The sequence below is a fragment of the Xanthobacter lutulentifluminis genome, from assembly GCF_043194675.2.
Classification (GTDB): domain Bacteria; phylum Pseudomonadota; class Alphaproteobacteria; order Rhizobiales; family Xanthobacteraceae; genus Xanthobacter.
Genome location: NZ_CM195525.1, coordinates 1,554,457 through 1,578,571 on the forward strand (window position 1 = coordinate 1,554,457; position 24,115 = coordinate 1,578,571).

Annotated in this window: 21 protein-coding genes; 11 read left to right on the forward strand and 10 right to left on the reverse strand. The window is 64.0% G+C overall.

Features of this window, described 5'->3' with window-relative positions; genetic code table 11:
* The first annotated feature begins 24 nt into the window (after positions 1-24).
* Together V5F49_RS06990 and V5F49_RS06995 are read left to right on the forward strand one after the other, a co-directional pair.
* On the forward strand, positions 25-1,431 hold the full coding sequence (locus V5F49_RS06990) for a bifunctional folylpolyglutamate synthase/dihydrofolate synthase (RefSeq protein ID WP_394118073.1): 1,407 nt from the start codon (positions 25-27) through the stop codon (positions 1,429-1,431).
* The gene (locus V5F49_RS06995; protein WP_394118072.1) at positions 1,428-3,191 is read left to right on the forward strand and encodes a SulP family inorganic anion transporter; all 1,764 of its coding nucleotides are present in this window, start codon (positions 1,428-1,430) and stop codon (positions 3,189-3,191) included. The genes V5F49_RS06990 and V5F49_RS06995 overlap by 4 nt, the downstream gene beginning before the upstream one ends.
* A 423-nt stretch (positions 3,192-3,614) precedes the next feature.
* Here V5F49_RS06995 and V5F49_RS07000 read toward each other — a convergent pair whose 3' ends face one another.
* The 3 genes from V5F49_RS07000 to V5F49_RS07010 are packed head-to-tail and all read right to left on the reverse strand — an operon-like array spanning position 3,615 to position 6,529.
* Positions 3,615-4,451, reverse strand: a complete 837-nt coding sequence (locus tag V5F49_RS07000) for a hypothetical protein (RefSeq protein WP_394118071.1) — start codon at positions 4,449-4,451, stop codon at positions 3,615-3,617.
* Positions 4,441-4,794, reverse strand: a complete 354-nt coding sequence (locus tag V5F49_RS07005) for a hypothetical protein (protein ID WP_394118070.1) — start codon at positions 4,792-4,794, stop codon at positions 4,441-4,443. Before V5F49_RS07005 ends, V5F49_RS07000 begins: the two co-directional genes overlap by 11 nt.
* Entirely contained in the window at positions 4,784-6,529 is a 1,746-nt protein-coding gene (locus V5F49_RS07010) for a Wadjet anti-phage system protein JetA family protein (RefSeq protein ID WP_394118069.1), read from the reverse strand. Before V5F49_RS07010 ends, V5F49_RS07005 begins: the two co-directional genes overlap by 11 nt.
* A gap of 88 nt (positions 6,530-6,617) precedes the next feature.
* Between V5F49_RS07010 and V5F49_RS07015 the strand changes: the two genes are divergently transcribed.
* Genes V5F49_RS07015 through terL form a run of 4 tightly spaced genes read left to right on the forward strand, consistent with a single transcriptional unit; the run spans position 6,618 to position 10,692 of the window.
* Positions 6,618-7,322 (forward strand): hypothetical protein, encoded by a 705-nt coding sequence (locus tag V5F49_RS07015; RefSeq protein ID WP_394118068.1) that lies wholly within the window; start codon positions 6,618-6,620, stop codon positions 7,320-7,322.
* A gap of 38 nt (positions 7,323-7,360) precedes the next feature.
* Positions 7,361-8,791, forward strand: a complete 1,431-nt coding sequence (locus V5F49_RS07020) for a site-specific DNA-methyltransferase (protein ID WP_394118067.1) — start codon at positions 7,361-7,363, stop codon at positions 8,789-8,791.
* On the forward strand, positions 8,788-9,246 hold the full coding sequence (locus V5F49_RS07025; RefSeq protein WP_394118066.1) for a DUF5681 domain-containing protein: 459 nt from the start codon (positions 8,788-8,790) through the stop codon (positions 9,244-9,246). Before V5F49_RS07020 ends, V5F49_RS07025 begins: the two co-directional genes overlap by 4 nt.
* A 3-nt stretch (positions 9,247-9,249) precedes the next feature.
* A complete protein-coding gene (gene terL / locus V5F49_RS07030) occupies positions 9,250-10,692 on the forward strand; it encodes a phage terminase large subunit (protein ID WP_394118065.1) in 1,443 nt (480 codons plus the stop codon).
* 102 nt (positions 10,693-10,794) lie between these two features.
* On the opposite strand, the gene V5F49_RS07035 is transcribed toward terL, so the two are convergent.
* The gene (locus V5F49_RS07035; RefSeq protein WP_394118064.1) at positions 10,795-11,016 is read right to left on the reverse strand and encodes a helix-turn-helix domain-containing protein; all 222 of its coding nucleotides are present in this window, start codon (positions 11,014-11,016) and stop codon (positions 10,795-10,797) included.
* Between the two features lie 77 nt (positions 11,017-11,093).
* On the opposite strand from V5F49_RS07035, the gene V5F49_RS07040 reads away from it, so the two are divergent.
* Positions 11,094-11,471, forward strand: a complete 378-nt coding sequence (locus tag V5F49_RS07040; protein WP_394118063.1) for a GIY-YIG nuclease family protein — start codon at positions 11,094-11,096, stop codon at positions 11,469-11,471.
* Positions 11,472-11,791: 320 nt separating this feature from the next.
* On the opposite strand, the gene V5F49_RS07045 is transcribed toward V5F49_RS07040, so the two are convergent.
* Genes V5F49_RS07045 through V5F49_RS07070 form a run of 6 tightly spaced genes read right to left on the reverse strand, consistent with a single transcriptional unit; the run spans position 11,792 to position 18,545 of the window.
* Positions 11,792-12,883, reverse strand: a complete 1,092-nt coding sequence (locus V5F49_RS07045; RefSeq protein WP_394118062.1) for a DUF4268 domain-containing protein — start codon at positions 12,881-12,883, stop codon at positions 11,792-11,794.
* A gap of 56 nt (positions 12,884-12,939) precedes the next feature.
* Positions 12,940-13,503, reverse strand: a complete 564-nt coding sequence (locus V5F49_RS07050; RefSeq protein ID WP_394118061.1) for a very short patch repair endonuclease — start codon at positions 13,501-13,503, stop codon at positions 12,940-12,942.
* A 5-nt stretch (positions 13,504-13,508) separates the two neighbouring features.
* Complete coding sequence (locus V5F49_RS07055; protein WP_394118060.1) at positions 13,509-15,167, reverse strand: DUF2357 domain-containing protein; 1,659 nt, start codon at positions 15,165-15,167, stop codon at positions 13,509-13,511.
* Between the two features lie 9 nt (positions 15,168-15,176).
* The gene (locus tag V5F49_RS07060; RefSeq protein ID WP_394118059.1) at positions 15,177-16,880 is read right to left on the reverse strand and encodes an McrB family protein; all 1,704 of its coding nucleotides are present in this window, start codon (positions 16,878-16,880) and stop codon (positions 15,177-15,179) included.
* Positions 16,849-18,345 (reverse strand): DNA cytosine methyltransferase, encoded by a 1,497-nt coding sequence (locus V5F49_RS07065; RefSeq protein ID WP_394118058.1) that lies wholly within the window; start codon positions 18,343-18,345, stop codon positions 16,849-16,851. The genes V5F49_RS07060 and V5F49_RS07065 overlap by 32 nt, the downstream gene beginning before the upstream one ends.
* The gene (locus tag V5F49_RS07070; RefSeq protein WP_509210757.1) at positions 18,342-18,545 is read right to left on the reverse strand and encodes a ribbon-helix-helix protein, CopG family; all 204 of its coding nucleotides are present in this window, start codon (positions 18,543-18,545) and stop codon (positions 18,342-18,344) included. The genes V5F49_RS07065 and V5F49_RS07070 overlap by 4 nt, the downstream gene beginning before the upstream one ends.
* Positions 18,546-18,743: 198 nt before the next feature.
* On the opposite strand from V5F49_RS07070, the gene V5F49_RS07075 reads away from it, so the two are divergent.
* The 4 genes from V5F49_RS07075 to V5F49_RS07090 all read left to right on the forward strand — a co-directional run bounded on the left by V5F49_RS07075 (position 18,744) and on the right by V5F49_RS07090 (position 24,113).
* Positions 18,744-20,525, forward strand: coding sequence for a DEAD/DEAH box helicase (locus tag V5F49_RS07075; protein ID WP_394118057.1), 1,782 nt, complete (start codon positions 18,744-18,746; stop codon positions 20,523-20,525).
* 598 nt (positions 20,526-21,123) lie between these two features.
* Positions 21,124-22,317 carry a hypothetical protein gene (locus V5F49_RS07080; RefSeq protein WP_509210758.1) on the forward strand — a complete coding sequence of 398 codons (1,194 nt, stop codon included), beginning with the start codon at positions 21,124-21,126 and terminating at the stop codon, positions 22,315-22,317.
* Positions 22,318-22,341: 24 nt separating this feature from the next.
* Positions 22,342-23,475, forward strand: a complete 1,134-nt coding sequence (locus V5F49_RS07085) for a hypothetical protein (RefSeq protein WP_394118055.1) — start codon at positions 22,342-22,344, stop codon at positions 23,473-23,475.
* A 266-nt stretch (positions 23,476-23,741) separates the two neighbouring features.
* Positions 23,742-24,113 (forward strand): DUF3489 domain-containing protein, encoded by a 372-nt coding sequence (locus tag V5F49_RS07090; protein ID WP_394118054.1) that lies wholly within the window; start codon positions 23,742-23,744, stop codon positions 24,111-24,113.
* The last annotated feature ends 2 nt before the right edge of the window (positions 24,114-24,115 follow it).

Here is a 24,115-nt window from a genome sequence, read left to right on the forward strand (position 1 = left end):
GCAGCAAGACGAGGAAACGCAGCCATGTTGGGCTTTCGCAACGGGAAGGGTCCGCGGTTCGCATCGCGCGACTTGACCTTCCTTAAGGACGTCGCGACGCCGTCGGACCAGCTCGACGAGGCGGTCTGGCGGCTCCAATCGCTGGTCAACTGGGAACGCCGAGACCGCTCCTCCCCTGAGCGCGAATGGCGCCTCGACCCAATCCTCGACATCCTGCGCCGCCTGGACGATCCACAGGAGAGCTTCAAGGCGATCCACGTGGCGGGGACAAAGGGCAAGGGATCGGTCTGCTCTTTGGTAGAGCAGGGTCTCTGCGCGGCCGGCCTGCAGGTCGGGCGCTATGCTTCGCCTCATGTGGAGAGCTTCACCGAGCGACTCTCCATCCAAGGGCGGCCTGTGGAGCGGGACGCCTTCGGAGCTGCCCTGCTCGCAGCGCTCGACGCGCACCACGCGGCCACCACCGCGAGGACGCCGGGCGCGGCCGCAACCTGGTTCGACATCGTCACTGCCGGCGCTTTCCTGACGCTCGCCCGCGCGCGGATCGCCTGGGCGGTGGTGGAATGCGGCCTGGGCGGACGCCTAGACTCCACCAACGTGGTGAAGGGGCGGGTCGCGATCATCACCAACATCGACATCGAGCACACCGAAGTCCTAGGCACCACCGCCAGCGCCATCGCAACGGAGAAGGTGGGCATCCTGAAGCCAGGCACGAGCCTTGTCACCGCCGTCCCCCGGGACAGCGAACCGGGTTCGGTGATCCGGGCGCGGGCAGAAGCCCTCGGCTGCACCAGCATCTGGGTGGAGAACGCCGAGGACCGCTCCATCGCCGCCAGCAACGTCTGCCTCGCCCGGGCGGCCCTCGACCGGCTCGGCGAAGACCTGGAGCCTGCCCCGGGCATGGGCAAGGGGCGCATCAGCGGCGCCCTGCTCTGCCCATCGGTCATCGCAAGAAGCGCCCTGCCTGGGCGCCTCGAGCGGCTCCAGCTACCGGTGGTGCGGCCCGAAGCCGACCCGGCCCCGGCGGCGCAAACCACCGCGGTCGTGCTTGACGGCGCACACGTGCCTTCCTCGTTGGAACGCGTTCTGCGCGACATCGCGTCCGAGGGGCTGCCACAAGGACCGTGCGTGGTGGTCATCGGCATGCATCGGGACAAGGATGCACCGCGCATGATGGCGGCCCTGGCCGGCTTCACGGACACGGTCATCACCACCCAAATCGCCGATGATGGGCGCTCCCATGGCTCGCACGAACTGGCGGAACTCGCCCGTGGGGCCGTAGGCACCGTTATCGAGGAGCCGACGCCCGAAAAGGCGCTCCGGCTCGCGCGCCGCATGACCGCGGCGGGCGGCTGGATCTTGGTGACCGGCTCGCTCTATCTCGTTGGGAAGGCGCGAGCCGATTTCCTCAGCCCGCTCGCGGACGTGCCATGACCATCACCTGGACCGCCAAGCTGCCCCGTTTCTCTTTCCCCCTCACTACATCGACGTTCCGGGCCGACACCATGGCCGGCCTCCTGGGCGCGGTCCTGTCGCTGCCCCAGGGGATCGCGTTCGGCACCCTCGCGGGCCTGCCGCCGGAATACGGCATCTACACCGCCGTGGTGCCGTGCATCGTCGCAGCCCTGTTTGGGTCGAGCCGCCATGTGGTCTCCGGCCCCACCAACGCCAACTCGCTGGCTTTGTTCGCGGCGCTCAGCCCGCTCGCCGTGCCCGGCTCGGCCCAGTACATCGGCTATGCCCTGGCGGTGACGGCCATCGTCGGAATCATGCAGTTCGGCGTTGGCGCCTTCAAGCTCGGCTGGATCACGGACTTCATCGCCCCCGCGGTGCTCATCGGCTTCATGTCGGGCGCTGCATTGCTCATCGGCCTCTACGCCGTGCCCGACATGCTGGGCCTCACGCTCCAGGAGCGCACCGGGGCGGTGAACGTGGTCTTCGAGCTGTTCCACCATGTGGGCGCCACCAACATGGCGGCCCTCATCGTCGGCCTCGTAACCCTCGTCGTGACCGTGGGCGTGGCGAAGATCTCGCGCCGGCTGCCCTACATGCTGATCGGCATCATCGGCGGCTACGCGGCTTCCGAGGCGCTAGTGCACTTCACCAAGCTGGCCGACGTGCAGCGCATCGGCGACATCCCGACCGTGGTGCCGCCACTCTCCATGCCGTGGCTGGATCCCGCGCTGCTGCCGCAGTTCGTCTCCATCGCCGGGGCGCTCTCCATCGTGGCGCTGGGCCAGTCGGTGTCCATCGCCAAGGCGCTGGCGCAGCGCTCGGGCCAGCATATCGACGTGGACCGCGAGTTCGTCGGCCAGGGCCTGTCAAACATCGCGGGGAGCTTCTTCTCCTCCTACGTGTCGTGCGGCTCGCTCAACCGCTCGCTGCCCAACTACCTGTCGGGCGCGCAGACCCCCATGGCCGCCATGCTATCGGCGGTGTTCCTAGTGGTGCTGGCCTTCGTGTCGCTGCCGCTGCTCGAGCGGCTGCCCATGCCGGCCATCGCGGCGCTGCTGATCTACATCGCCTACGGCCTGATTGAAGTGAAGGGGTTCATGCGGCTCGCCCGCATCCGTCGCGCCGACCTCGGGGTGGCGCTCATCACTTTCTCGGGCATGCTGTTCCTGCCGTTCCAGCAGGCGATCCTGATCGGCAGCGCGATCTCGCTGCTGCTCTATCTCAACCGCACGGCCCACCCCGCCGTGCGCACGCTGGTGCCCGACCCGAACGCGCCCAAGCGCACCTTCACCCCCACGGACGAACTGACCGGCCCGCACCAGGAGTGCCCGCAGCTCAAGCTGGTGCGCATCGAGGGCTCGATCTACTTCGGCGCCGCCGGCTACGTCACCCGGCGCCTTAACGCCATGCGCGAACACACCACCCAGAAGCACCTGCTGGCCATGGTGCGAAGCATGAACTTCATCGACCTCGCGGGCGCGGAGGTGTGGGAGCAGGAACTCGACGTCCGCCGGCGCATGGGAGGCGACCTCTATTTCCATCGGCCGCGCAAGGACGTGCGCGCGCTCTGGCGCAGGGTCGGCACGGACAAACTACTTGGACCCGACAACGTGTTTTCGACGAAAGCCGAGGCGATCTCGTCAATTCTTCCTCGGCTGGACCCGGACATCTGCGACACCTGCCAGTTCCGCATCTTTAAGGAATGCCAAATAACAAATCTCGAGGCCTTTCGGGATTAGGCGCGAAGGACGCGCCGCGAGAGCTGGGCCCGGGCCGGGGAGATTTCCGAGCGCCCCGAGGGCGGCGCCGGTCCGAGCGAGCGTGGGTTTGGGAACCATCTTGCAGAAATAGGGAATCCGGATATTAGCGGCAGGTATTGCTGGAAGCAGCCGTTCGGCACGCGATTTTTCATGTCAATGAACCTGAGTTCAGCTCCGGAACAAAGAGATCGAGCGTCGCGGTGAATGCGCGTGCAGCGACGGAGCGCCCGTCAGGGCCTCACCGGCCCCTACTTTTCCTTCACGCCATGCCCGGCGCCTTGCCGCGCCCGCGCGCCGGCCCCTTCTTTCCCGCCGCCTTCCCCGACGCCGGTTTGGCCTTGCCCACGGCCTTGCGCTCCTCGCTCTTTTTCTTGACCGTCTTGGTATCGAGGCCACGACGGGTCAGGTCGATCCCGACGACGCGAGATCCTCGACATTGGGATATTGGCTCGCAAGCACCGCCCAATGCTGGCGCAGCGCCGCGAGCAGCACCTCGAAACTCTCGGCGCGGCCACCACCCGGCAGATCCCAGCTCGGCTTGATGCCGACATAGACGAGCAGGAAAATGCCCCGGCTCGAGCGAGCATCGCGCAGATAGTCACCGCCGAGTTGGACCTCCATGCGCTCGAACAGATGCGGACCCGTCCAATTGTCGGCGACCTTCAGCTCGACAGGCACCGGCGCGTCGAACCCTGCGCCGCGGAACCGCAGATCAGAGCGCTTGGCATCGGCAAGCTCTTCCTCGGGCGGGATGCTGTAGCGTCCTCCGGACCGATCGCGCAGCCAGCCGCCGATGAACTTGCGGAATTCGGTCTCTTGGTCGGTCCCCTGCAGGATCGAGGCGATGCTCTCGTCGCCATGCTCGAGATCGTGTTTCAGCGCCTCGAGCCGCTCCACGCCGAAATACCAGAGCTCGCGATGATTGGTCGGCGTAGCGACGCGCGCGTCGTTGAATTCCTTGACCTGACCCGGATTCCACGGGGCGAAGTCGGCATCGAGAGTCGCCTTCGTCTTGGCGTGCAAGCCCATCCACGGCCGTGACTTCACCGGCGGGTGCGCGCGGTCCATTTCCATGAGCGCGAGACAGGCTTCCTTGCCCGGCGTCTCGCGGATGAAGGTGAAGAGCGCATTGCGCGCATCCTGGGCGTCGTCACGCAGGCCTGGCGAATAGACGCCGCCGCCGGAGCGCTCGATATCGTCTTCCTCGCCAATATATTTCGCCATCAGTTCAGACCGCATTGGCTCGGGCGTCCACCTCGCCGCTCTCCATCGCCCTCTGCCAGTGCAGAGCCAGCGCCAGCAGCACCAGTGTGTTGGTGGGTGACATCTTGCGCACCACCACCTCATCAGGAAGCGGCAGGATACCATACCAGCCCTCCTCGTCATTGAACTGGAAGTCGTATCCAGCGAGGTCGAAATGCGTCCGCACGACCTCGCGCAGTCGGGGATTGTCGAGCACCCGGCGGACCGCCCCCGCGCCCACGGAAACCAGGAAGAACTGCTTGTGCATGAGATGATGGATGGAGCGCCTCACGTCCGCGAGGCGCTCGGGAGAGAGGTCGCGCAGGGTCTCATGCAGCATCCTGATCGGCTCCCGTGCGCGCGATGACGAAGTCGTCGCACGCCATATAAGCGTTGTCGACGCGTGCCCCGCCGGGCTGTTCTCGAAGCTCGAAGGCCTCCGCAATCACAGGCGGGAGGGCCTTGCGCCGCAGCATCAGGTGGAGGGCGTCGAAGGCCAGGAAGTCGTCGATCGTCTCCAAGGTCAGCTCCGATGCGTGGACCATCCGCCGCCCCGCCAGCCGCTGGTCGAGAAAGGCGTGGATCCGCTCGTCGCTGGGATGGAGCCGCCGGAGATAGGCCTTCTTCAGACGCTGCAGATGCAGGTCGACGGGATCCGGCAGCCGGACCGCCACCGGCGCGGCCCCCACCGGCTGCCGTTCGCGCGCCGGCCGCGCCTGCAGGTGGACCGCGAACGGCCGCTCATAATGATCGAGATAGCCCGGGATGCGCTCCTGATCCAGCGTCGCCTGCCGACACCCCGAGACGGCTACGAGACGGTCGAGGGCCGCCTCCAGCCTGTCGGCGAAGTTGCGCCGGCCGCGGCTTTTGTAACGCCGCATGTTGCGCAGCCGGCCCTCAAGCTTCTCCTGGAAGTCGCGGATCCGCTCGAACATGGCATCCACATGGCTCAGCATGCCGTGGATCGCCTCGAAATCCGCCGCGACGCGGGCCTCCGCCGTCTCGATGCAAGCCTCCCGCTCCGGATTGTCCCGCCCCCGCTCTCCCACCATCTCCGGGTCTTCGTGCTCCGCATAGGTCTCGGCCATGGCGCGGAGCACGTCGCGGTCGGAGGCGAGCCGCCCCGCCTTGGCCAGGGTCTCGGCCTTGTACCGATAGGGATGGTTGGTGGTGTGGATGGCGGCGAAATCTTTCAGAAGCAGCCGCTTCACGAAGCTTTCGAAGAAGATGGCCGTGCGTGCACGCTGCCCCTCGCCCTCGATCATCTCCGAGCGGATGCGCTTCAGGTCGGCCAATATGGCCCGCAGGTGCCGCACGAAGCTTTCGAGATCCCGCCGCACATTCCAGAGCGAGGGCGCGTTGCGGCGCGGATCCGCCTGGATGCCGTCGAGCGCGAGGTTCAGCTGGACCAGAGTGCCTGAGAAGGCGAGCGCGAAGCCATCCCGGATGCGATGGAGCGTCTCCATGACGGCGAGGCCGCCCGGCGACATGTCCACTGTCACGACGATGCCGAATTTCTCCTCTTCCAGCCAGCCCCAGGCGATGAGGTTCTCATAGGCGCGCACCGCCATGTTGCGTGCGGCGTCGACCACCTCCTGGCGCGCGCCGCCCATGTTGCGGCCGATGCTGGCGCGTCGCCGGCCGCGCGTCTTCATCTCGGGAAGGTCGGCGAGATCCTCCGCCGTGGTGGAGAGGAAATCCGGATTGTCCCGCAGTGTCTCGTAGATCTCCGAAATCACCTCGCTGTTGCGGGGGAAGCGAGGCGTTTCCTTGTAGAAGCGTTCATAGATCCGGATGAGGCAGGCTTCATGGAAATGCTTGTTCGCCCGGCTGAACGGCAGAAAGAAGTTGTCGTCGAGATGGGCGAACAGGGCCATGGGCAATGGCCTCCCTTCTTGCGTGTAGACCTGACGTCTGCAATCCGCAGGCAAGACTGGATATGTTTGCCCCATTCCGCAAGGCGTCGCTTGCGCCCTTACAGCGCGCGTCGACCTAGCTGAGATTGACGAGCCATCGATGACGCCAATTTGGTTGAGAACATTGTCGGCGGGTCTCTTGACTGACGCAGGTGGCAAACTCCCGCCACCGCAGTTCTCATATGAAACTCATATTGACATCTCTTTATTTTCAGCCCATTTGTAGCCTGACTCTGGGCTCCATATCATGTTCAAGCGCAACCAGCTCGAAGAGGCGATCCTGCGGTCGTCGGAGCGCGACCTCGCCATCGGGCGGGACGACCTGGCACCCGGCGGCGAGGACCTGCGAGTGCGGATGAAGCGGCTGCTCGACAGCGACCGCAAGCGGGAGGTCTCCGAGGGATCGCTGTTCGACCGGAACTATGCCTTCTTCAGCACGGCCGCTCCGGGCACCGGGCAGGAGGTCTGGTTCTCGGGCTACGAGGTGTTCGCACTCTGGGTCGGCTTGAAGCTGCTGGCGAGCGGCTATCCCCAGGGCCGGGTAGTGACCGTGCTGCGTCATCGTCGCGAGGCACTCGAGCGAGAGCACGCGCGGATTCTCGCCGTTGATCTCAGGCGGCTTTTCAAGAAATCCAAATTTCTCACCGAAGATGCCACCGATGCGCAGCGCGAGTATCAAGTCTCGGCTGGGCAACTCGTGACCAGCATCGCCGACATGGTGTTCCTCGCCGTGGAAGCGGTTCCCGGCATCGGCATTTCCACACGGACTATTGGGACAGGCGATGCCCAGCGCCCCTCCAACATCTGCCGCGGTGGCGAGGAGCTGATGCGCTTCTTGCAGCTCGAGGGTCTGATGAAGCGCCCCGTCCTCGCGGTGGAGCTGACCAACGGCGCCCATCAACTGGCCTGGTGGCTTGCCCGGACGGAGCCCGTCCGCCGCGGGCGGCGATAGGCTTCAACCGATCCCTCTCGATGTGAAGGAGTATGCAATTGAAACCCCGCTCGACACCCCATAATCCGGATCGCCTGGAACATGTGCCCGTCGCCTCGCTACGGCCGGCGCGGCGCAATGCCCGCACCCACTCCAAGGCGCAGGTCCGCCAGATCGCCGATAGCATCGCGCGTTTCGGCTTCACCAACCCCATCCTCATCGACGCCGAAGGGCGGGTGCTCGCCGGGCATGGCCGGCTGGCGGCCGCCAAGCTGCTGGGGATGGAGTGCGTCCCCACCTTGTGCCTTGCCCATCTCAATGAAGTGGAACGGCGTGCCTACATCCTCGCCGACAACAAGCTCGCCGAGAAGGCCGGCTGGGACCGCGAGCTGCTCGCAATCGAGTTCGGGGAGCTGGCGGGCCTTTTGGAGACGGAGGGCCTCGACCTCACCATCACCGGCTTCGAGACCGCCGAGATCGATGGGTTACTGGGCGACCTGGGCGCACCGGAAGAGGAGCCCGAGGACACCGTGCCCGAGCCAGGGCCGCCCGTGGTGGCGCCCGGCGACCTTTGGATCCTCGGCAAGCATCGCCTGATCTGTGCCGATGCTCGCGACCCGGCCGCCCTTGCCCGGCTCATGGACGGGCAGAAGGCCCGGATGGTGTTTGTGGATCCCCCGTACAATGTGCCGATCGCCGGCCATGTGCAGGGGCGCGGCAAGATCCAGCACCGAGAGTTCGCCTTCGCCTCCGGTGAGATGACCACCGCCGCCTTCACCACCTTTCTGGAGGAGGCCCTGCGGCTCTGCGCCGAGCACGCCATGGAGGGCTCCCTCCACTATGTCTGCATGGACTGGCGCCATACGGCCGAGGTGAACGCGGCCGGGGGGCGGGTCTATGACGCACTCAAGAACATCTGCGTCTGGGTGAAGAGCAACGCCGGCCAGGGCTCCTTCTATCGCTCCCAGCATGAGCTGGTCTTCGTCTTCAAGAAGGGCGAGGAGGCCCACGTCAACACCATCGAGCTCGGCCAGCACGGCCGCTCGCGCTCGAATGTGTGGACCTATCCCGGCGCCAACAGCTTCAAGGCGGGTCGTGGCGACGAGCTGGCCATGCACCCCACGGTGAAACCGGTGGCCCTGGTGGCGGATGCGATCCGCGACTGCACCCATCGCGGTGACATCGTGCTCGACAGCTTCGCTGGCTCGGGCACCACCGTGCTGGCGGCGGAGAAGGTGGGGCGTCGGGGCCGGGCGGTGGAGATTGACACCGCTTATGCGGACGTCGCAATCCGGCGGTGGCTCGCCTTCACCAAGGTCGATGCTGTCCTCGAGGCGACCGGCGAGACCTATGCCGAGGTGGCGGCCCGGCGCGGGCGGGAGCGGCAAGCCCCACCTCCGCAGCCCATCCCCGCTGCCCGTTCCGAGCCCTCGGTGATGTCCATGGACGAACAGGGCGACTGGGTCGCCCTTTGTGGAGGTGAGCGATGAGCCGGAACCAGACCGACGAGACCGACGAAGCACCTCTCTCCGCCCCCGAGGAGCTGGGGCCTGCCGCTGCGCCCGAGGAGCGCGTCGGCTATGGGCGCCCGCCGCTCCACAGCCGCTTTAAGCCCGGCCACAGCGGGAACCCGAAGGGACGGCCCCGCGGCGCCAGGAACACCAGCACCATCGTGTCCGAGGTGCTGGATCGCAAGATCATCGTCAAGTCGGCAGGCCGCCAGGAGAAGATGCAGGTCCGCGAAGCCATGATCACCCGCGCCGTGGAGGCCGGGCTGCAGGGGAATTTGAAGGCCATGGAGTTCGTCCTGAAATATGACGAACGCACCAAACCGGCAAACCTCGTGCAAGCGGACACCGATGGACCAGACGCCGCGCTCGATGATGCGGCGATCATCAAGGCCTTCTCCGCCCGCTGCAAGCCGAATCCCGAGGACGGAGCCTGAGCCATGGAACATCCACCTCTGGCCTTGGCTCTGCTCGGGACGGCTGCCGAGCAACGCCGCCTCGCTGACGCCATCCAGCGGCGGGACTTCATGAGTTTCGTGCAGCGCTGCTTCATGACCCTCACGCCCGGGGTGACCTTCATGGACAACTGGCACCTGCATGCCATTGCCCATCACCTGGATCTCGTCCGCCAGGGTCAGATCCGCCGGCTGATCATCAACCTGCCGCCGCGCTCCCTCAAATCCATCATGACCTCGGTGGCCTTCCCGGCCTTCGTGATGGGGCATGATCCAGCACGCCGCATCATCTGCGTCAGCTATGCCTCAGACCTCGCCGCCAAGCACGCCATCGACTTCCGGGCTGTGGTCGAGGCGCACTGGTATCGCCGCATGTTCCCGGGCTTTGCCCTCTCGCCCTTGAAGAACAGCACGACAGAAATGATGACCACCCAGCAAGGAGTGCGCCTCGCCACCTCCGTCGGAGGCACCCTGACGGGGCGCGGCGGCGGCCTCATCCTCATCGACGATCCCATCAAGCCCGCCGATTCCCTCTCGCAGACCCGCCGGGATGCGGTCAACCAGTGGTACAACAACACGCTGCTGTCCCGGCTCGACGACAAGATCAACGGCGCCATCGTCATCGTCATGCAACGGGTTCACATGGACGACCTCGTCGGCTTCGTGACGCGGCACGGGGGCGACGACTGGACCATCCTCACTCTGCCGGCGATCGCCACCGACGACCAACTGATCGCCACCGGGATAGGCCGCACCCATCTTTACCGCGCCGGCGCGGTGCTGCATCCCGCTCGCGAGCCCCTGGAGCTTCTCGAGAAGCATCGCAGCCAGCTCGGCTCCGACGTCTTCAGCGCGCAATACCAGCAGGCGCCCGTTCCGCCCGGCGGCGCCATGATCAAGCGCGCCTGGGTCGGCCGCTACGACGCGCCGCCTCCCCGCACCTCACGCACGCACATCATCCAGAGCTGGGATACCGCCTCGAAAGGCGGCGCCGAGAATGACTGGAGCGTGTGCACCACGTGGCAGGTGGAGGGCAACGTGTTCCATCTGCTCCACGTCTACCGGGGCCGTCATGACTATCCCGAGCTGAAGCAGAAGGCGCTGGATCTTGCCGCGCAGCACAAGCCCAGCAAGATCGTGGTCGAGGAGGCCGGCACCGGGATCGCCCTCATCACCGAGCTTCGCCGCCAAGCCCGCACCTCCATCATCGCGGTGCGGCCCGACAAGGACAAGATCGCGCGCATGTCCATCGAATCGGCGAAGTTCGAGGCAGGTCAGGTTTTCCTGCCGCGATGGGCGCCGTGGCTTCCCGACTTCGAGGCCGAGCTGTTCGCCTTCCCGGGCTCCCGTCATGACGACCAGATCGACTCCGTCTCCCAGGCCCTCGCCAACGGCGCCGGAGGATACACCCTCGACAATATCAGTTAGGCGTTGAGCGGGGTCATGATGCGCCAAAATCCTTGAGGAGTGCACCAGAGTAAGAATTTATTCGTCAAAAACGAACCTCTTGAAATTTTGAATGAAGATAAATTACTTCGCTTTCTTCGGCTGGCGAAAAAAGTCTGAGATGTCGACCTCCAGGGCGATGGCAATCCGCTCAAGAACCATCACTGAGGGATTGCGCTTTCCGCTCTCCACGCCGCTCAGGTAGGTCTGGTGGACGTTGGCGCGATGCGCCAGCTCCTCCTGCGACAGGTCCCTGTCGCGCCGGAGCTTCTGCACATTCTGACCGACCCGCGCCCGCACGTCCATGTGCGGATGGAGGACTTTACCTCGCTTATCACCATAGATTATAAGTCATAAAATCGCTTCAAGGCATTGCAGGCCCTATGAACGTCCTCCTGTCACCCCCGAGTCCCTGGACCGAGCGAAGCGCCCTCCCAAACGTCGCCGGAGTTTACATAGTCGCCAAAGAGAACGAGGTCATTTACGTCGGCCGAACGTGGGGCGGCGAGGGACTGCGGGGGCGCATCGGGGACTTCCACCGCTCCGCTACCACCGGCATGAAAGGCCATGCGGGCGGCGTCACCTTCTTCGGCAAATTCGGCCCCATCGATCCGGCAGACATGTCCGTAAGCGTCCATGTGCCGATCATCATTCGCCGCGACGCCGAAATTCTCAACACATATATTCAGTACGTAGAACGACGCCTGATCTGGGAACACGTCGAACGCTATGGGCGACTGCCGGCCTGCAACAGCGAATAATCAAAATCACTCGTCTGCATGATGAAACATTAAGTCCACCCATAAAATATTTCTTTTTGAAAAAATAAGAAAAATATTTATTTCACAATCAATATTTATAAATATTCAATATAATGATATATTGTAAAATTATGCCTTCCTAGAATGATGTTGCGGCGTGACTTTTGAGCGGAGTACGGCGCTTCTGAGGCGAACACCCTGCCACAGCTCGCCAGAGCGCTGACCGACCGTCCGGCGGGATGCCGGGGACCCGTCCTCGCCCGGCGACCTGGTTGTCGTTGCGCCATAAAAAGACACTTCGCCGCAAACCTGCCGTCTGTTCAGGGCAGGGCCAATACGCGCTGGCGCACAGCGCCTTCCAGGCGGATCATCGCATCGATCATCTCATCCTGCAGCCGCGGCCAGTCCGCTTCAGGGGAGGCATAGCCGCCCGCAAGGGAATAGCAGACGCGGCATTGCTTCACACCGTCCTTTTCCTGCCAGCTGAGCGGGGCGCCGAAGTCCGCTTCGATGGCTGCGCTGGATTGCCTCAGCCGGTTCAGCTGCTCTCGCCCGTCCGGGCGCTGGATGAACAGCTCGACCCGCGAGCGGTCGGCGGCCACAACATAGTTGAGCGAGAAGCCGTTCCTGCCGATGGACGCGGAGAAAGTGCCCAACGGGGCATCGGGCTTCCGGTTCCGGTGCAGGTCTATGCGGGCCGATGCCCGCCCGGCGAGCTGGCCCAGGAATCGGGCGATCAGGGTTTCGCGCTCGCTGCGCTCCTTGCGTTCGGCGGCCTTTTTCTCCCCTAGCCGTGTCTGGAAGTCCGACGCCTCGGGCGGCGGGACAAGCTGATGGACATCGAGCAGCAGGCGCCCGTCCTCCATGCGGTGGGGCCTGAGGCGGATGCAGCGGATGTCGATGCCGCGGTCCCGAAGCCAGAGCACCGTCGTGGTCAGCTCCTTCCCGAAATCGGCGGCGGCCAGCAGGATGCGCGTGTCCGCGGCGAAGGCCTCCTCCCGCGGTTCGTCCCAGTTGAGGAAGGAGAGGATGTCGGCACGGGCCTTGTCGCCGTCAGGACTGACGGGGCTGCGGTGGCGGGCCAGTGTCTCGACCGCCTGCTCGAAGGTCATGGCAGACACCATCGCGGCGTAGCGGAGCGCCTGCAGCTCCATGTGACCGCCGTCCGTGGTGCGCTTGAGCTCGACCACCACGAGATTGGCAAGGGGATCGAGGCACAGCAGATCGATGCGGCGGGTGCTGTCGGCCCAGTCGCTGAACTCCTCGGCCAGCACCATCAATCCGTCCTGAAGAATGGAGATGTGCTCCTTGAGGAGGCGCTGGACGTCGCCGCGCTCGCGCCAGCCTTCGGCCTCGAAGCTGGTCGTGGAAACCGGCACGAGCCCTTCCCGGCGGGCTTCATAGATCGGCATTGCCGGACGGCTCCATTCCTTGAAAGGCCACGTGTGGAAGCGTGAACCAAGCGCATTCAGCCATGGATTGCGGGCGCGCGCGATGCTTCGATATGCAGCGCCTCGGCGGCTTCGTCGCCAGCGTTGAGATTCAGCGGTTCCCGATGATCAACCGGCGCTGGATCCGGCCACGTGCCGGCCAGCTCCGCACGGTGCTGGCTGCCTCTGACGAAAGCCGCGCAGCATGAGATCACATCAACAAAAGGCCGTCGCGCCGGCCCCTTGAGGCAGCATTCCCAAACGGTGAGCACGCGCCAGCCGGCGGCGGTCAGGTCTTCCAGATTGCGCTGATCGCGTGCGCGGTTGCCGCCGATCTTGGCCGCCCAGAACTCAGTGCGCGTCGCCGGCAGCCTGAACATCGGGCAATGGTGTCCATGCCAGAAGCAGCCATGTACCAGAATAACAGCCTGGTGCCGCGGGAATACCAGATCGGGCCGGCCGGGCAATCCGCGACGGTGCAGGCGGAACCGCAGGCCCGCCGCGTGCAGCCCCCGCCGCAGCAACAGCTCCGGCCTGGTGTCCCGGCCGCGGATGCGGCTCATGTTCAGACTGCGCTGTTCGGGCGAGAGGACGTCTGCCATGGGCTTCACACCGTGGTCGCGTCGGCGACGACCGCCTTCAGCGCCGTGGCAATCTCGCCAGTGCTCATGCCCGGCCGCAATGTTACGGCGCCGAACCGGAACCCGGCCCGGTACTCGGGATGAAAAAGGCGCCCCGGCAACGGTGTGTCCCGGTAACCGGAAACGAGCGACGGCACATAGGGCGCGAGCAGATATGCCGCGCTCACGATCCCCGTCACGCCGCCTGTGTCAGCTTCCCGCACCAGCGCGTCGCGGTAGGTATGGATCGAGCTCAGCGCGTCATTCAGGCCTTCCTCGATGCGGTACTTCGCGTCGAGGACGATCAGGCGGTCAGCAGCACCGGCCGCAGCCGGGGCATGCGCCACGACCACATCCGGCGCCATGGTGCGGCTCATCGAGCCGCACCCGTCGGGCTCGATCCAGAATTCGCGGTACTGTTTCTGAAAGCAGAGCTTCCAGCCCCTACCCACGGGCACGGTGACGGCACCGGCCGCGAACGTCACGCCGCCGGCGGCGTCGGCAATGAACAGGTCACCGATCTCAAGACCCTGCGGCCCGAACTCTTCCGCGCCGGCGCGCACGAGACGCAGGAAACACCACAACTCGTAAAGCTCGAACGTCCGGGCGAGCGGCAGGTTCAGGAAATCACCGAACACCGCGGCGATCCCGAGGTTCATGTCCTGCCACAAACGATAAAAGCGGCGATAGGCCGGATCGTTGCGGAATACAGCCGAAAGCACGAGGCGCGCCGGCGCCTCACCGGCTTCCGCGAAGGGTGGGAGTCCGGCAAGCTGGTTTACGCGGCGGGCCAGCCGGCGGCAGCGCTGTGCCCACAGGGTCGCGCTCTGGCGCAGCTCCGCTTCGCGGCCGGCGGGGGTGTGCTCGAGCAGTTCTGCCGTAGCGCCGAGCCACGCCGCCCAGAAGCGGAGACAGGCGCCGATCTGTCTGTGCTCCGGCAGATCGAGCGAGCTGAGCCGCCGCCTGACGCGGATATGCTCGGGCAGGAACCCCTTGAGCGGCGCCGGCAGGCGCGAGGGGGCGCCGCGCTCTTTGAGAACGCGCCCGGAGCGGAAGGAGCGGAGCACCTCCGGGCCGGTCGCCCGGCTGGCGCGGTGATACAGCAGCGCCGTGTCTTCGGCGGCAAGCCGCCGGCGCGGGTTGCGCGCGATCCCGGCAACGATCGCCTCCAGTTCGTCGATCCGCGCGCGCAGGAATTCGAGCCGGGCGATGGCCGGCGGCCGGGTCCCGCTTCCGCGCGCAACGCCCTTGCGGAATCCGCTCAGTGAGAAAAGCGCGAACGTGTCGCCGAGGATCTCCCGCACCATGGAATCGAAATCGTCCCGGGTCAGCTTGCGCTGATCCGGGTCGGTGACGATTTCGAAGCGGCGGGCCGGCATCCCGGCCATACGCAGTTCCGCCTCGACCGTCCCCGCATGGAAGCCCGGCGACCAGCGCCAGCGCGCCGCATCCAGCGCCGGCGCCCGCAGCGCCTCCAGCTTCACATCGTCGATCAGAAGGTCGGCGCCGGGAGCTTCCGGACTGCCCCGTAGCTCAAACAGATAGCGCCCGGTTTCCTGCACCATGCCGGGCGCGATGACCTCGGGCTCGGGCCAGACCTGCCAGGCCGCGCCCGTCGCCTCGTTGAGCATCATGAGGGCCGGCATGGGAGGGTCTCACCGCGTCGCCTGGAACGAGCCGAACTCGTCAAGATCGGCCACCAGCCGGTTGAGAAACTCCTGCGCACGGGGCAGCAGGGCAAGTGCCTTCAGCAGGCCCGTCAGCATGGTGCGCTGCCGTTCCGCTCCCCTGAGCTTGATCAGGACCTTCTGCACCATCAGGGCGTCGGTCACACCCGCCGGATCACCCTTCAGGTGCTCGGCGGCAAATGCATGGTAACGTACGACCTCTTCCGCCACCCGATAGCCAAAGCCGAGGCCATGGGGCGCCATGATCGCCTGCGCCGCCAGCAGATGGCTCTCGCAGGCGGCGCGCGCGTCCTTCAGCACCGGTTCACGCGCTTCGAGGCCGGCGAGGAAGCCCGCGAGATCGACCGCCGACATGTCGATCACGAGGGCACGGTCGAGCACCTTGTCGCTGACCGCGCTGGTGGTTTCGTCGATGTTGATCGTGCCGGTGATATAGAGGTTCGCCGGCAGGGGAAGCTGCGCCGGGATGCTGGTTCCGGTCGAGCCTTCCAGCGGCACGCCGCTGGAATGAAGCTGAAGCGGCTCCCCCGTCTCGATCGCCGAGAGCACGTCTGAAAAGTAGTATTCGACCCGCGCCAGATTCATCTCATCGAGAATGACGAACACGGGCGAGTCCCGGTGCGCCGTCGCAAGGAGAACGGCTTCGAGAAACGGCGGCACCACATAGCGGTTCGACAGGACGTCATAGTAGCCGGTGAGACCGGTCGGATCGGTCCATTCGGGACGCACCGGGCAGACCACCAGGAAGGGATCCGCAGCATCCGCCTTCGGGCCGTGAACCGCCCGCGCGTATTTGAGGGCGAGCTGCGTCTTGCCGGTGCCGGAGAGACCGGCAAGGATCACGAAATGCTTGTGCGTCAGGAAATTGAGCGCAGCGTGATAGTGGCGCACTTCGGCGCCGGGATAGTGCCCACCCAGAGCCGCAACCGCCGCCTCGATCTCCGCGATCGGAATCGTCTGCGGCAACCGCCGCATCCCGGCACTGACGGCAGCGGCATCCTCCCAAACCTGAAGCTCGTGAACCTTCTCGTGGCCGACCAAGCTGCCCAGATAGCCTACGAATTGACGGGCCAGCAGGCTGCGCCGCGTTGATGCCGCAGGTGGCCAGATACTAAACACGATCTGATCGATCGGAACGGGGCGGCTGATCGCGGACAAATCCTCTGGGAGGCTATCCCAGAAGTTCTTGTTCCGCGTGTACAACAACCCGTCTTTGGCAATGTATCCCTTAACATTCTTATTGTTGTCGGTGTAGTTCAGGCCATCGGGAGAAATCGCGGCCGGACCGGAGCTGTCTGCAACCGTTTTGCCATCCTCCTCCTCGCTGTCTCCGTTGTCCTCCCCAACGGCCCAGGCCGAGCCCCGGGGGCGTGACACACCGGCGGCACGCATCTCCGCCAATCTCTCCCGGAACATCGCAAGGCCGCTCTTCACAAAAAGCGAGAAATAAATTTCGTCCTCTGGTGGAAAGCGCAACAGGCAATGCACAACAACCTGATCGGCATCAGCCGACAGGGCGTCAAAATTCACGTTGAATGCGAAAAGACCACGTTCGACAACCTTGGCGCTGTTGGAAAATCCGAATGCGTCGGAGAAACGGGTCTTTCCAGTTGCTGTGGGATTGGCCTTGACTGCCGCCTTATACCGCTGCTGCCGATCGGCAAGGTTCATCCGCCGTCTCCTCCCGTCCGCCTCTCATCGCCGCCAGCATTGTCTGCGCCAGGGCCCTGGCCATGAGCGGCGGCACAGCGTTCCCGATCTGGCGGAAGGCCGGATTCATCGTCCCGCTGAACACGAATCCATCCGGGAACGATTGCAGCCGCGCAGCCTCGCGCACGGAGATCGTACGCGCCTGCTCGCTGTCATAGTGAATATGGCTGTAGCTGTCCTTCCCGAGATGGGCCATGAGCGTGCGCGCCGGCTGGTCGCGCCACATCTTCCGCCACTTGTTCGGAAACTTGCCCGCATCATATGGCGGCACGATCGCGTCCCTGAGCCGCTCATATTCGGCAGAGCCTGTACGGATCACCCGTCCCTGCCGCCGCAGCTCCGCGAGGCGCTCTTCCAGCATGTTCATCGCGTGCTGGTGCGCCTGGGGATACTGGTCGCCGGGATTGAGCCGCGCAAACAGCTCATAGTCGCGCGGCAGGTAGCGGATCACATGGTCCGCGAGCCCGTCGGCGAGCGCCTCAAAACCGTGCCAGGATCGCATGAGGGACGCATAGGTCGAAGGCTTCCGGCGCCGGTCATAGGGAACGCTCTGGTCGAAACGGCGCGCCCCCCGTTTCAGTACGCCCGCGGCGAGCTGCTGGCGCGCGTAGATCGGCGGCAGGTCCCCGATGGCCTCTTCCGCCGTCACGGCCGGCATCAGATCGCGGCGCGGACCAGGCGGATCGATGTAGTCATGTGCCTCACCAAAAAGGCCGTTCAGCACCTTGAGCGCGACGGCGCGCGAACCCTCATAGCCGGGCGGCAGCGCCATCCAGTGTGTCGGCGCCGGAAAAGAGACAGGCTGCCCCAGCTCGCGCCGGTAGCCAAAGAGGAACATCCGCTCCCGCATCTGCGGTACGCCGTAGAACGACGCGTTCAGGAGCGTATAGCCGCAAACGTAGCCCTTCGCTTCCAGAACCTCGCAGATCTCTTCGGCGAGGTTCTGGCCGCCATGGTTGAGCAGGTCGGGGACATTCTCCATCAGCACTGCGAGCGGCTGGAATGCATCAACGTACCGAAGATATTCCTGGTAGAGCCGGGCGCGGGGATCGTGCCGGAACGCCTGCGGATGCGCGTCGATCTCGCGCAGCTTCGGCCGGCCGACCCGCGCGAACGCCTGGCACGGCGGCCCGCCCACGATCACATCGACCGCATCCTCCACGGACCCGAGGCCCAGTTCAGCGGCGAGCTCAACCGGGTCGGTGCGCGTGATGTCGCGGGGCACGCAATGCTCCGCAGCGCCGCCATGAAAATTGATCCCGTGCGACCGCGCTGCGTCCGGATCGAACTCCACAGCGCCGCTGATCTCAAAGCCGGCAGCCTGAAACCCGAGGGACAGCCCGCCGCAGCCGGCGAACAGATCGAGCAGGCGCGGCGTGCCCCCTGCACGAATCCGCGCAGCCTTGCGGGAGAATCCGTCCATCATCGGCCTCTTGCCCGCGCTTGCCGGGGCAGCCGGAGCGGGAGCTCGGACTGACCTTGATATTCATCGAGAAACTTGAGAATTGCCTGCCGGATCACCCAAGCCGTGGACACGTCGTTTGCGGTCGCCAGGGCCTGTATCCGGGTGTGGGCATCCTCGGAAAGGATCACCGAGGTTCGGACCGATTTGCCTCGCGCCGGCACGGTTCCCCTCCCGTTGGTGATTCGTGCATCCAATGTGCGTCAGATGGGTGCGCGATGCACCAGTTTTGTGATCGGAAGCCACAGGAGTCGTGAGGCATTGCCGGGGCGGCTGGGCATATCGCTGACAAGGTATCAGGATTTTGTTCTCTCTTTGTTCGATATCATGCTAGGAGAAACAACGCTAGGTAGGGAATCGCAATGCCCTTCGATCAACGCGTGACAATCGCCGAAAACCCGCAGCTTCGCATTCCTCAACGCGAAGGGTGGCTGCGGATCAGGGATCATTTTCAGCAGCAGGCGCCGACGGGCGAGGTCGGCATCGTGCTCCCAGTGGGCTGCGGCAAGTCCGGCCTGATCGCCATCACACCCTACGCGCTCGACGCGCACCGTGCGCTGGTCATCACGCCCGGCACACGAATCCGCGACCAGCTCGGCAATGATCTGCGTGCCAACAGCACAACGAATTTCTATGAGCGGTGCAGCGTCTTCCCCCTCGACGAGACCTTCCCCGAGGCAGTGGTCGTCCAAAGTGGCCGGGTCAATCTCGACGATATCCGCCACTGTGACGTGGCGGTCACCAACATCCAGCAGATCGCCGGCGATGAAAACCGCTGGCTAGATGCCCTGGAGCAGGACTTTTTCGATCTGATCCTGGTTGACGAAGCCCATCACAACACTGCCGCAAGCTGGCAGCAGGTCAAGCGCCGCTTCCCGTCTGCCCGCGTCGTCAATTTCAGTGCGACGCCCACGCGCGCCGACGGTGCCGTGATGGAAGGCCAGATCATCTATAGCTTCCCCGTGCTACGGGCGATCGAGGCGGGCTACGTCAAGAGGCTACGCGCCAAGATGCTGCGGCCGTCGGAACTGCGCTATGTCGATCGCGGCGACGGCCAAGAGCGCATCATCGGCCCGGACGAGGTTCGGGCACTCGGGGAGAGTGACGCGGAATTCCGCCGCGGCATTGTCATGTCCGACGAAACGCTTGGCTCAATCGTTGACCAGTCGATTGCCGAGCTGAGGCGCCTGCGCCAGGAGACCGGTGAACAGCGCCTCAAGATCATCGCGTCGGCCCTGAACCTCGACCATTGCGTCCAGATCACTGAGGCTTTCCGCGCTCGCGGGCTGCGCGCCGCCTATGTGCATTCCCGCGAAGGGCAGGCTAATGAGCGGGTGTTCCAGCAACTCGAAAACCACGAGCTGGATGCGATCGTCCAGGCGCGGATGCTCGGCGAGGGTTTCGACCATCCTTATCTCGCCGTTGCGATGGTCGGGAGTATCTTCGCCAATCTGAGCCCCTTTGTTCAGTTCGTCGGCCGCATCATGCGCGCGATCGAGCAGAATGTGTCGGGGCACCCGCTCAATCAGGGCGTGGTCGTATTCCATGTTGGCGCCAACGTTGCCCGGCGCTGGGCCGACTTCCGGCAATTCAGCGAAGCCGATCAGGACTTCTTTGCCGAGCTGTTGCCTGAGGCTGAGGAAGTTGCGTTCACGCGGGACACTGTTGAGCGCGAGCCCGGTGGCGGCGGGCTGGAGCCGGTCGAGATCATTGAGGAGCGCGGCGTTCGGGCGGCCGATATGGATCCGATCGGCGATCCCCAGGCAGCCGCCCTCCTTCAGCAGCTCGCCGAGATGGGCGTTACGCCCGATCAGGCAGCGCAGGAGCTGAGTCGTCTCCGCATGACGCGCCAAGACCTGCGCGAAGCGCGCCGCAGCGCATTGAACGAGCGGGCCCAGAATGAAGCCGGCGGCATCCTTGGCCGCTTGGGAATAAGTCCCGGCGGCCGCACGTTGGACCCACGGCGCACGCTGCGTAATTTCGCTTGGGTTGTCGCTGACCTCAACCGCCGGATCAACGAGCACGTCGGCGGGCAAACGGCTGATCGTCAGAATTTCACGCTCGACCAACTCAACGCTGCCCACAATGCCCTTCCGGAGATCGTGCAGCTATTCGAGGACCAGATTCGCAATGCCGCGGCCTAAATCCCTGATTGTCAGTATGGAAATCACGGCTGCCGGCCGCGCACATAGCTGTCGGCAGAACGGCAGTCATCGCATCGAGAAAGGCGTTAAGCGCCTCACCATCAAGTCAGATGGTGACGAACACCATTATTGTCTCGCCTGTGCGAGGACTTTTCTCGCCAGGGATATTGGACGGCTTCAGGCGCTTCTCGCCGAGGCCGGAGTTGCCGGGACATCCTAGCCGGTTCGAGGTCAGGCCCCCGGAAGAGCGGCCCAACCCCACGGCTTGCACGAGACGGGGAACAGGCAGAAGTCGCCCGCCTCGGCCTGATCGAGGGGATATTCCGATTGGCGAATCGGGACCAGCGCCGGAGGCCCAGCGAAGCAGGAGAGGCATCTCGCCAGCTATATGCTGACGGCCCTAGCGGCTCCACTCAAAACCTTTCATGGTTCGTTACAGGTGGAGGTGGAATGCATGACATTGTCGCGTGACTTTCGTTCCTCCTCAGGCCTAAATTACTGATCTACCCCACACTTGGCCAAACGCCCCCCGGGCGCCTTCCCTCCTGATCGGTATAAATCGATGAAATTTACGTCCCGCCTTATCGACAAGAAAATCATGGGCGTAAACATCGCCGCGGAAATTAGTATCGGCGACTACCTCTCCTTCGCTCGCGAGATTCTTGATAAGAACGAGTTCCAGAGGCGAAAGGTAAAGACTCCCGGAAAGACATACGATCTCCTCGGGCGCGACCTCGTCGACGGCTGTGTCATGCCTCCGATCATCCTCGCGGTGACAGGTGCCTATGCCCCCGAACTGGAGCCCCTAGTCGCCGCGGCCATCGCCAATGGTGTGACCGATCCGTCCTGGTCGGCCATCGAGGCGGTGGTCAAGAGGGCGGTAGCCGACAAGGAACTACTTATCCTGGACGGATTGCAGCGCTCACTGACGATGGAGGGGATTGCATCGGCGAAGGACGGCGCCTACTCCCCAACGGAGAAGGCGACCTTTCTGGATCACGTCATCCGTATGGAAATCTATGTCGGCCTGAGCAAGACGGGCATCCTCTACAGGATGCTGACGCTCAACACCGGCCAGACGCCGATGTCGTTCCGGCATCAACTCGAGATTCTCTATTACGACTACATCGATGACGAAACGCTTCCGGACGGCATCAAGGTCTTTCGCGAAGTGGACGATCGCAGAGCACGCGGCGGTGGCAGATACAAATATTCCGACGTCGTCGACCTGTTCTACGCCTTCTCAACAGGAACGCCGATGCCATTTGATAAGCAGGCACTCGTTGGCGAGCTCCGTGAAATGCGATTCCTTGAGAATTACACGTACCGCCGCGATTCAGACGAGATGAGAGACCTTCTCGTGGTCTACAACAGGCTGGTCTCGCGCATCTGCGAGCTCGCCCAAGACTGGACCTACAAATCCGATGACTACGAGGATCCTATCATCAGACCCTTCGCCTCAAACATCGGAGCCGTCTTCGCGAGGCCTCAGTCGATGGCCGGCTTCGGCGCCGAGTGCAAGCGGCTGCTGAATTCGCGACAAATCTGCAGCCTTTCCGATCTCGACGCAACGATCGCGAAGCTGCACTTCTCCGGGGAAATCGAAACGAGCCTGATCGGCATGCTCACGGTCCTCGATCAGACCGGCCTGAAGGCGAAGCGGATCGGCGATGCCCAACGAGCATATTTCCAGTGCGCGTTCAGGGCATTGCTCATGCCGGAGAGCGAGACCTACTCGGACCTGTCGAAATGCTGGCTTCGGGGACAAGAGATTTACGAGATGTCATACTGATTCCCAGACTCGGCGACAGCAATCATGTCTGACAAGATTCAGCTTTCGGTGCGCGCGCAGACTGGTGGATGCGTCGTGTCCGCGAATGAGTACGACCTATTTACGATTTCCAACGACATCCCGGATTCTGAGCATTACCCGTTAAATAAATTCTATGTCACACTATGTCGAACCGGGAACGTGTCTGAAATTCAGAGTTTTGCCATCAAGCTTCGGGGGGAGGAAAAGAATAGTCTCGGATACTGCTTTCCGATAAACGCGTTTGGCAATGCCGAAGCTTTCGAAGGAAAATGGCGGAGCGTGTACGGCAGGGCGGCCTTCAGCTTCCTAACCCAGTCGCAAATGCTGCGCGCCGCCCTGTCAGACGACACTCTCAAAACCTTGAAAGGTGGGGAAGTGGGTGTTCGCGACATCTACGACTGCGACCTGAGCGTCATGGTCCTCGGACGGGAAGCACTGGACAGGTTCGGAATCTCGGACACCCAGCTTCCTCTGATGCTGGCCCGTCAGGGCATCTGCGCCACAGATCCGTCGGACAACAGCCCCTGCCCGCCGATCTTCAAGACCTGGACATCCTCGGTCTCCCTTTCTCCGACAAGCGAGGAGTTTCGGGATGAGGAAATTCTATTCTGGCAGTTGATCAGAATGGCCGCACGATCGGGCTGGGAGTCCGGTTCGTTCCTAATTCTATACCAGTGTCTGGAATTCTCGATACAGCGCGTCTTTGACTGGGGCATGGTGAACATCAGCCCACCGGGGATTAGCACCTGGGACCTGAAGGAGCGCCTCATGAAGCTGATCAACGAGCAATTCCGACTCAATGCTCTGAACAGTTACTGCCTCGGAGGGAAAATCGATGCCGAAATACTGGAATCAGTGAAGTCCGAATGCCGAGCCACGCTATCGGCCATCGGTGATAGCGTCGAGAAGCACACATCCTGGGTAAGTGCCCTGTACGCTCTGCGCAATCTCGTCATTCACAACCAGATCAGGCTCATGCGTCGCTCCGACGTGTCGCTCCGAGAGGTCAATATTGCGCTTACACGACTGTGCCTGGAGATCATCGGCTCCCTCTCCAGACCGGGTGAGGTTGGGATCTGGAGCAGCACTGGAATGGCAGCAACGGGGATGCCGGAGGTCGACACGGAAACCGCCTGACGATCGCAGTCTTTCCCCCTGAAAGCGGACCTGCAGATCATCGATGTGGGTCAGACTTGCCCGTTGCCAGCCATCGCCGCTCGGCAACAAGGTGCGATAAGTACCCTCCACCGCGTTGTTGCGGCTGGACTTCCCTGCGCAAGGAAGCAGTAGTGAGTTGCGGCGGCGGAGAGCCCGGTCGCAGGTGAGCCTCGGAACCTGAACGGACCGGGGCTCGGGGCGGTGCAAGCGGACGCATCCCGCGCCGTACGTACCGAGGACTCCACATGACCCGCCGCAACACCCGCCCGGCTCTCGCCCAGCCCAAGATCGAGCCGAAGGCCACCGTTGCCGTTGCCCGCAAGACCAAGACGAAGACCAAGGCAGCGACCACGTCCCGGACCGCACCGGAGCCCGCGCTGACCCTGCCCCCGTCGACGATTACGCTCAAGGCGCCTTCTGGCAAGCTGGCCACCTTGCTCGACCGCATCGGCCAGCTTTCCGGTGCCACCATTGACGAACTCTCCGGTGCGACCGGCTGGCAGGCACACACCATCCGTGCCGCCTTCAGCCGTTTGCGGCAACGCGGCTTCCCGATCACCCTCGTGACCGATGCCGACGGCCGCAAGGCCTACCGGGTCGACTCGCAGGAGGGCTGATC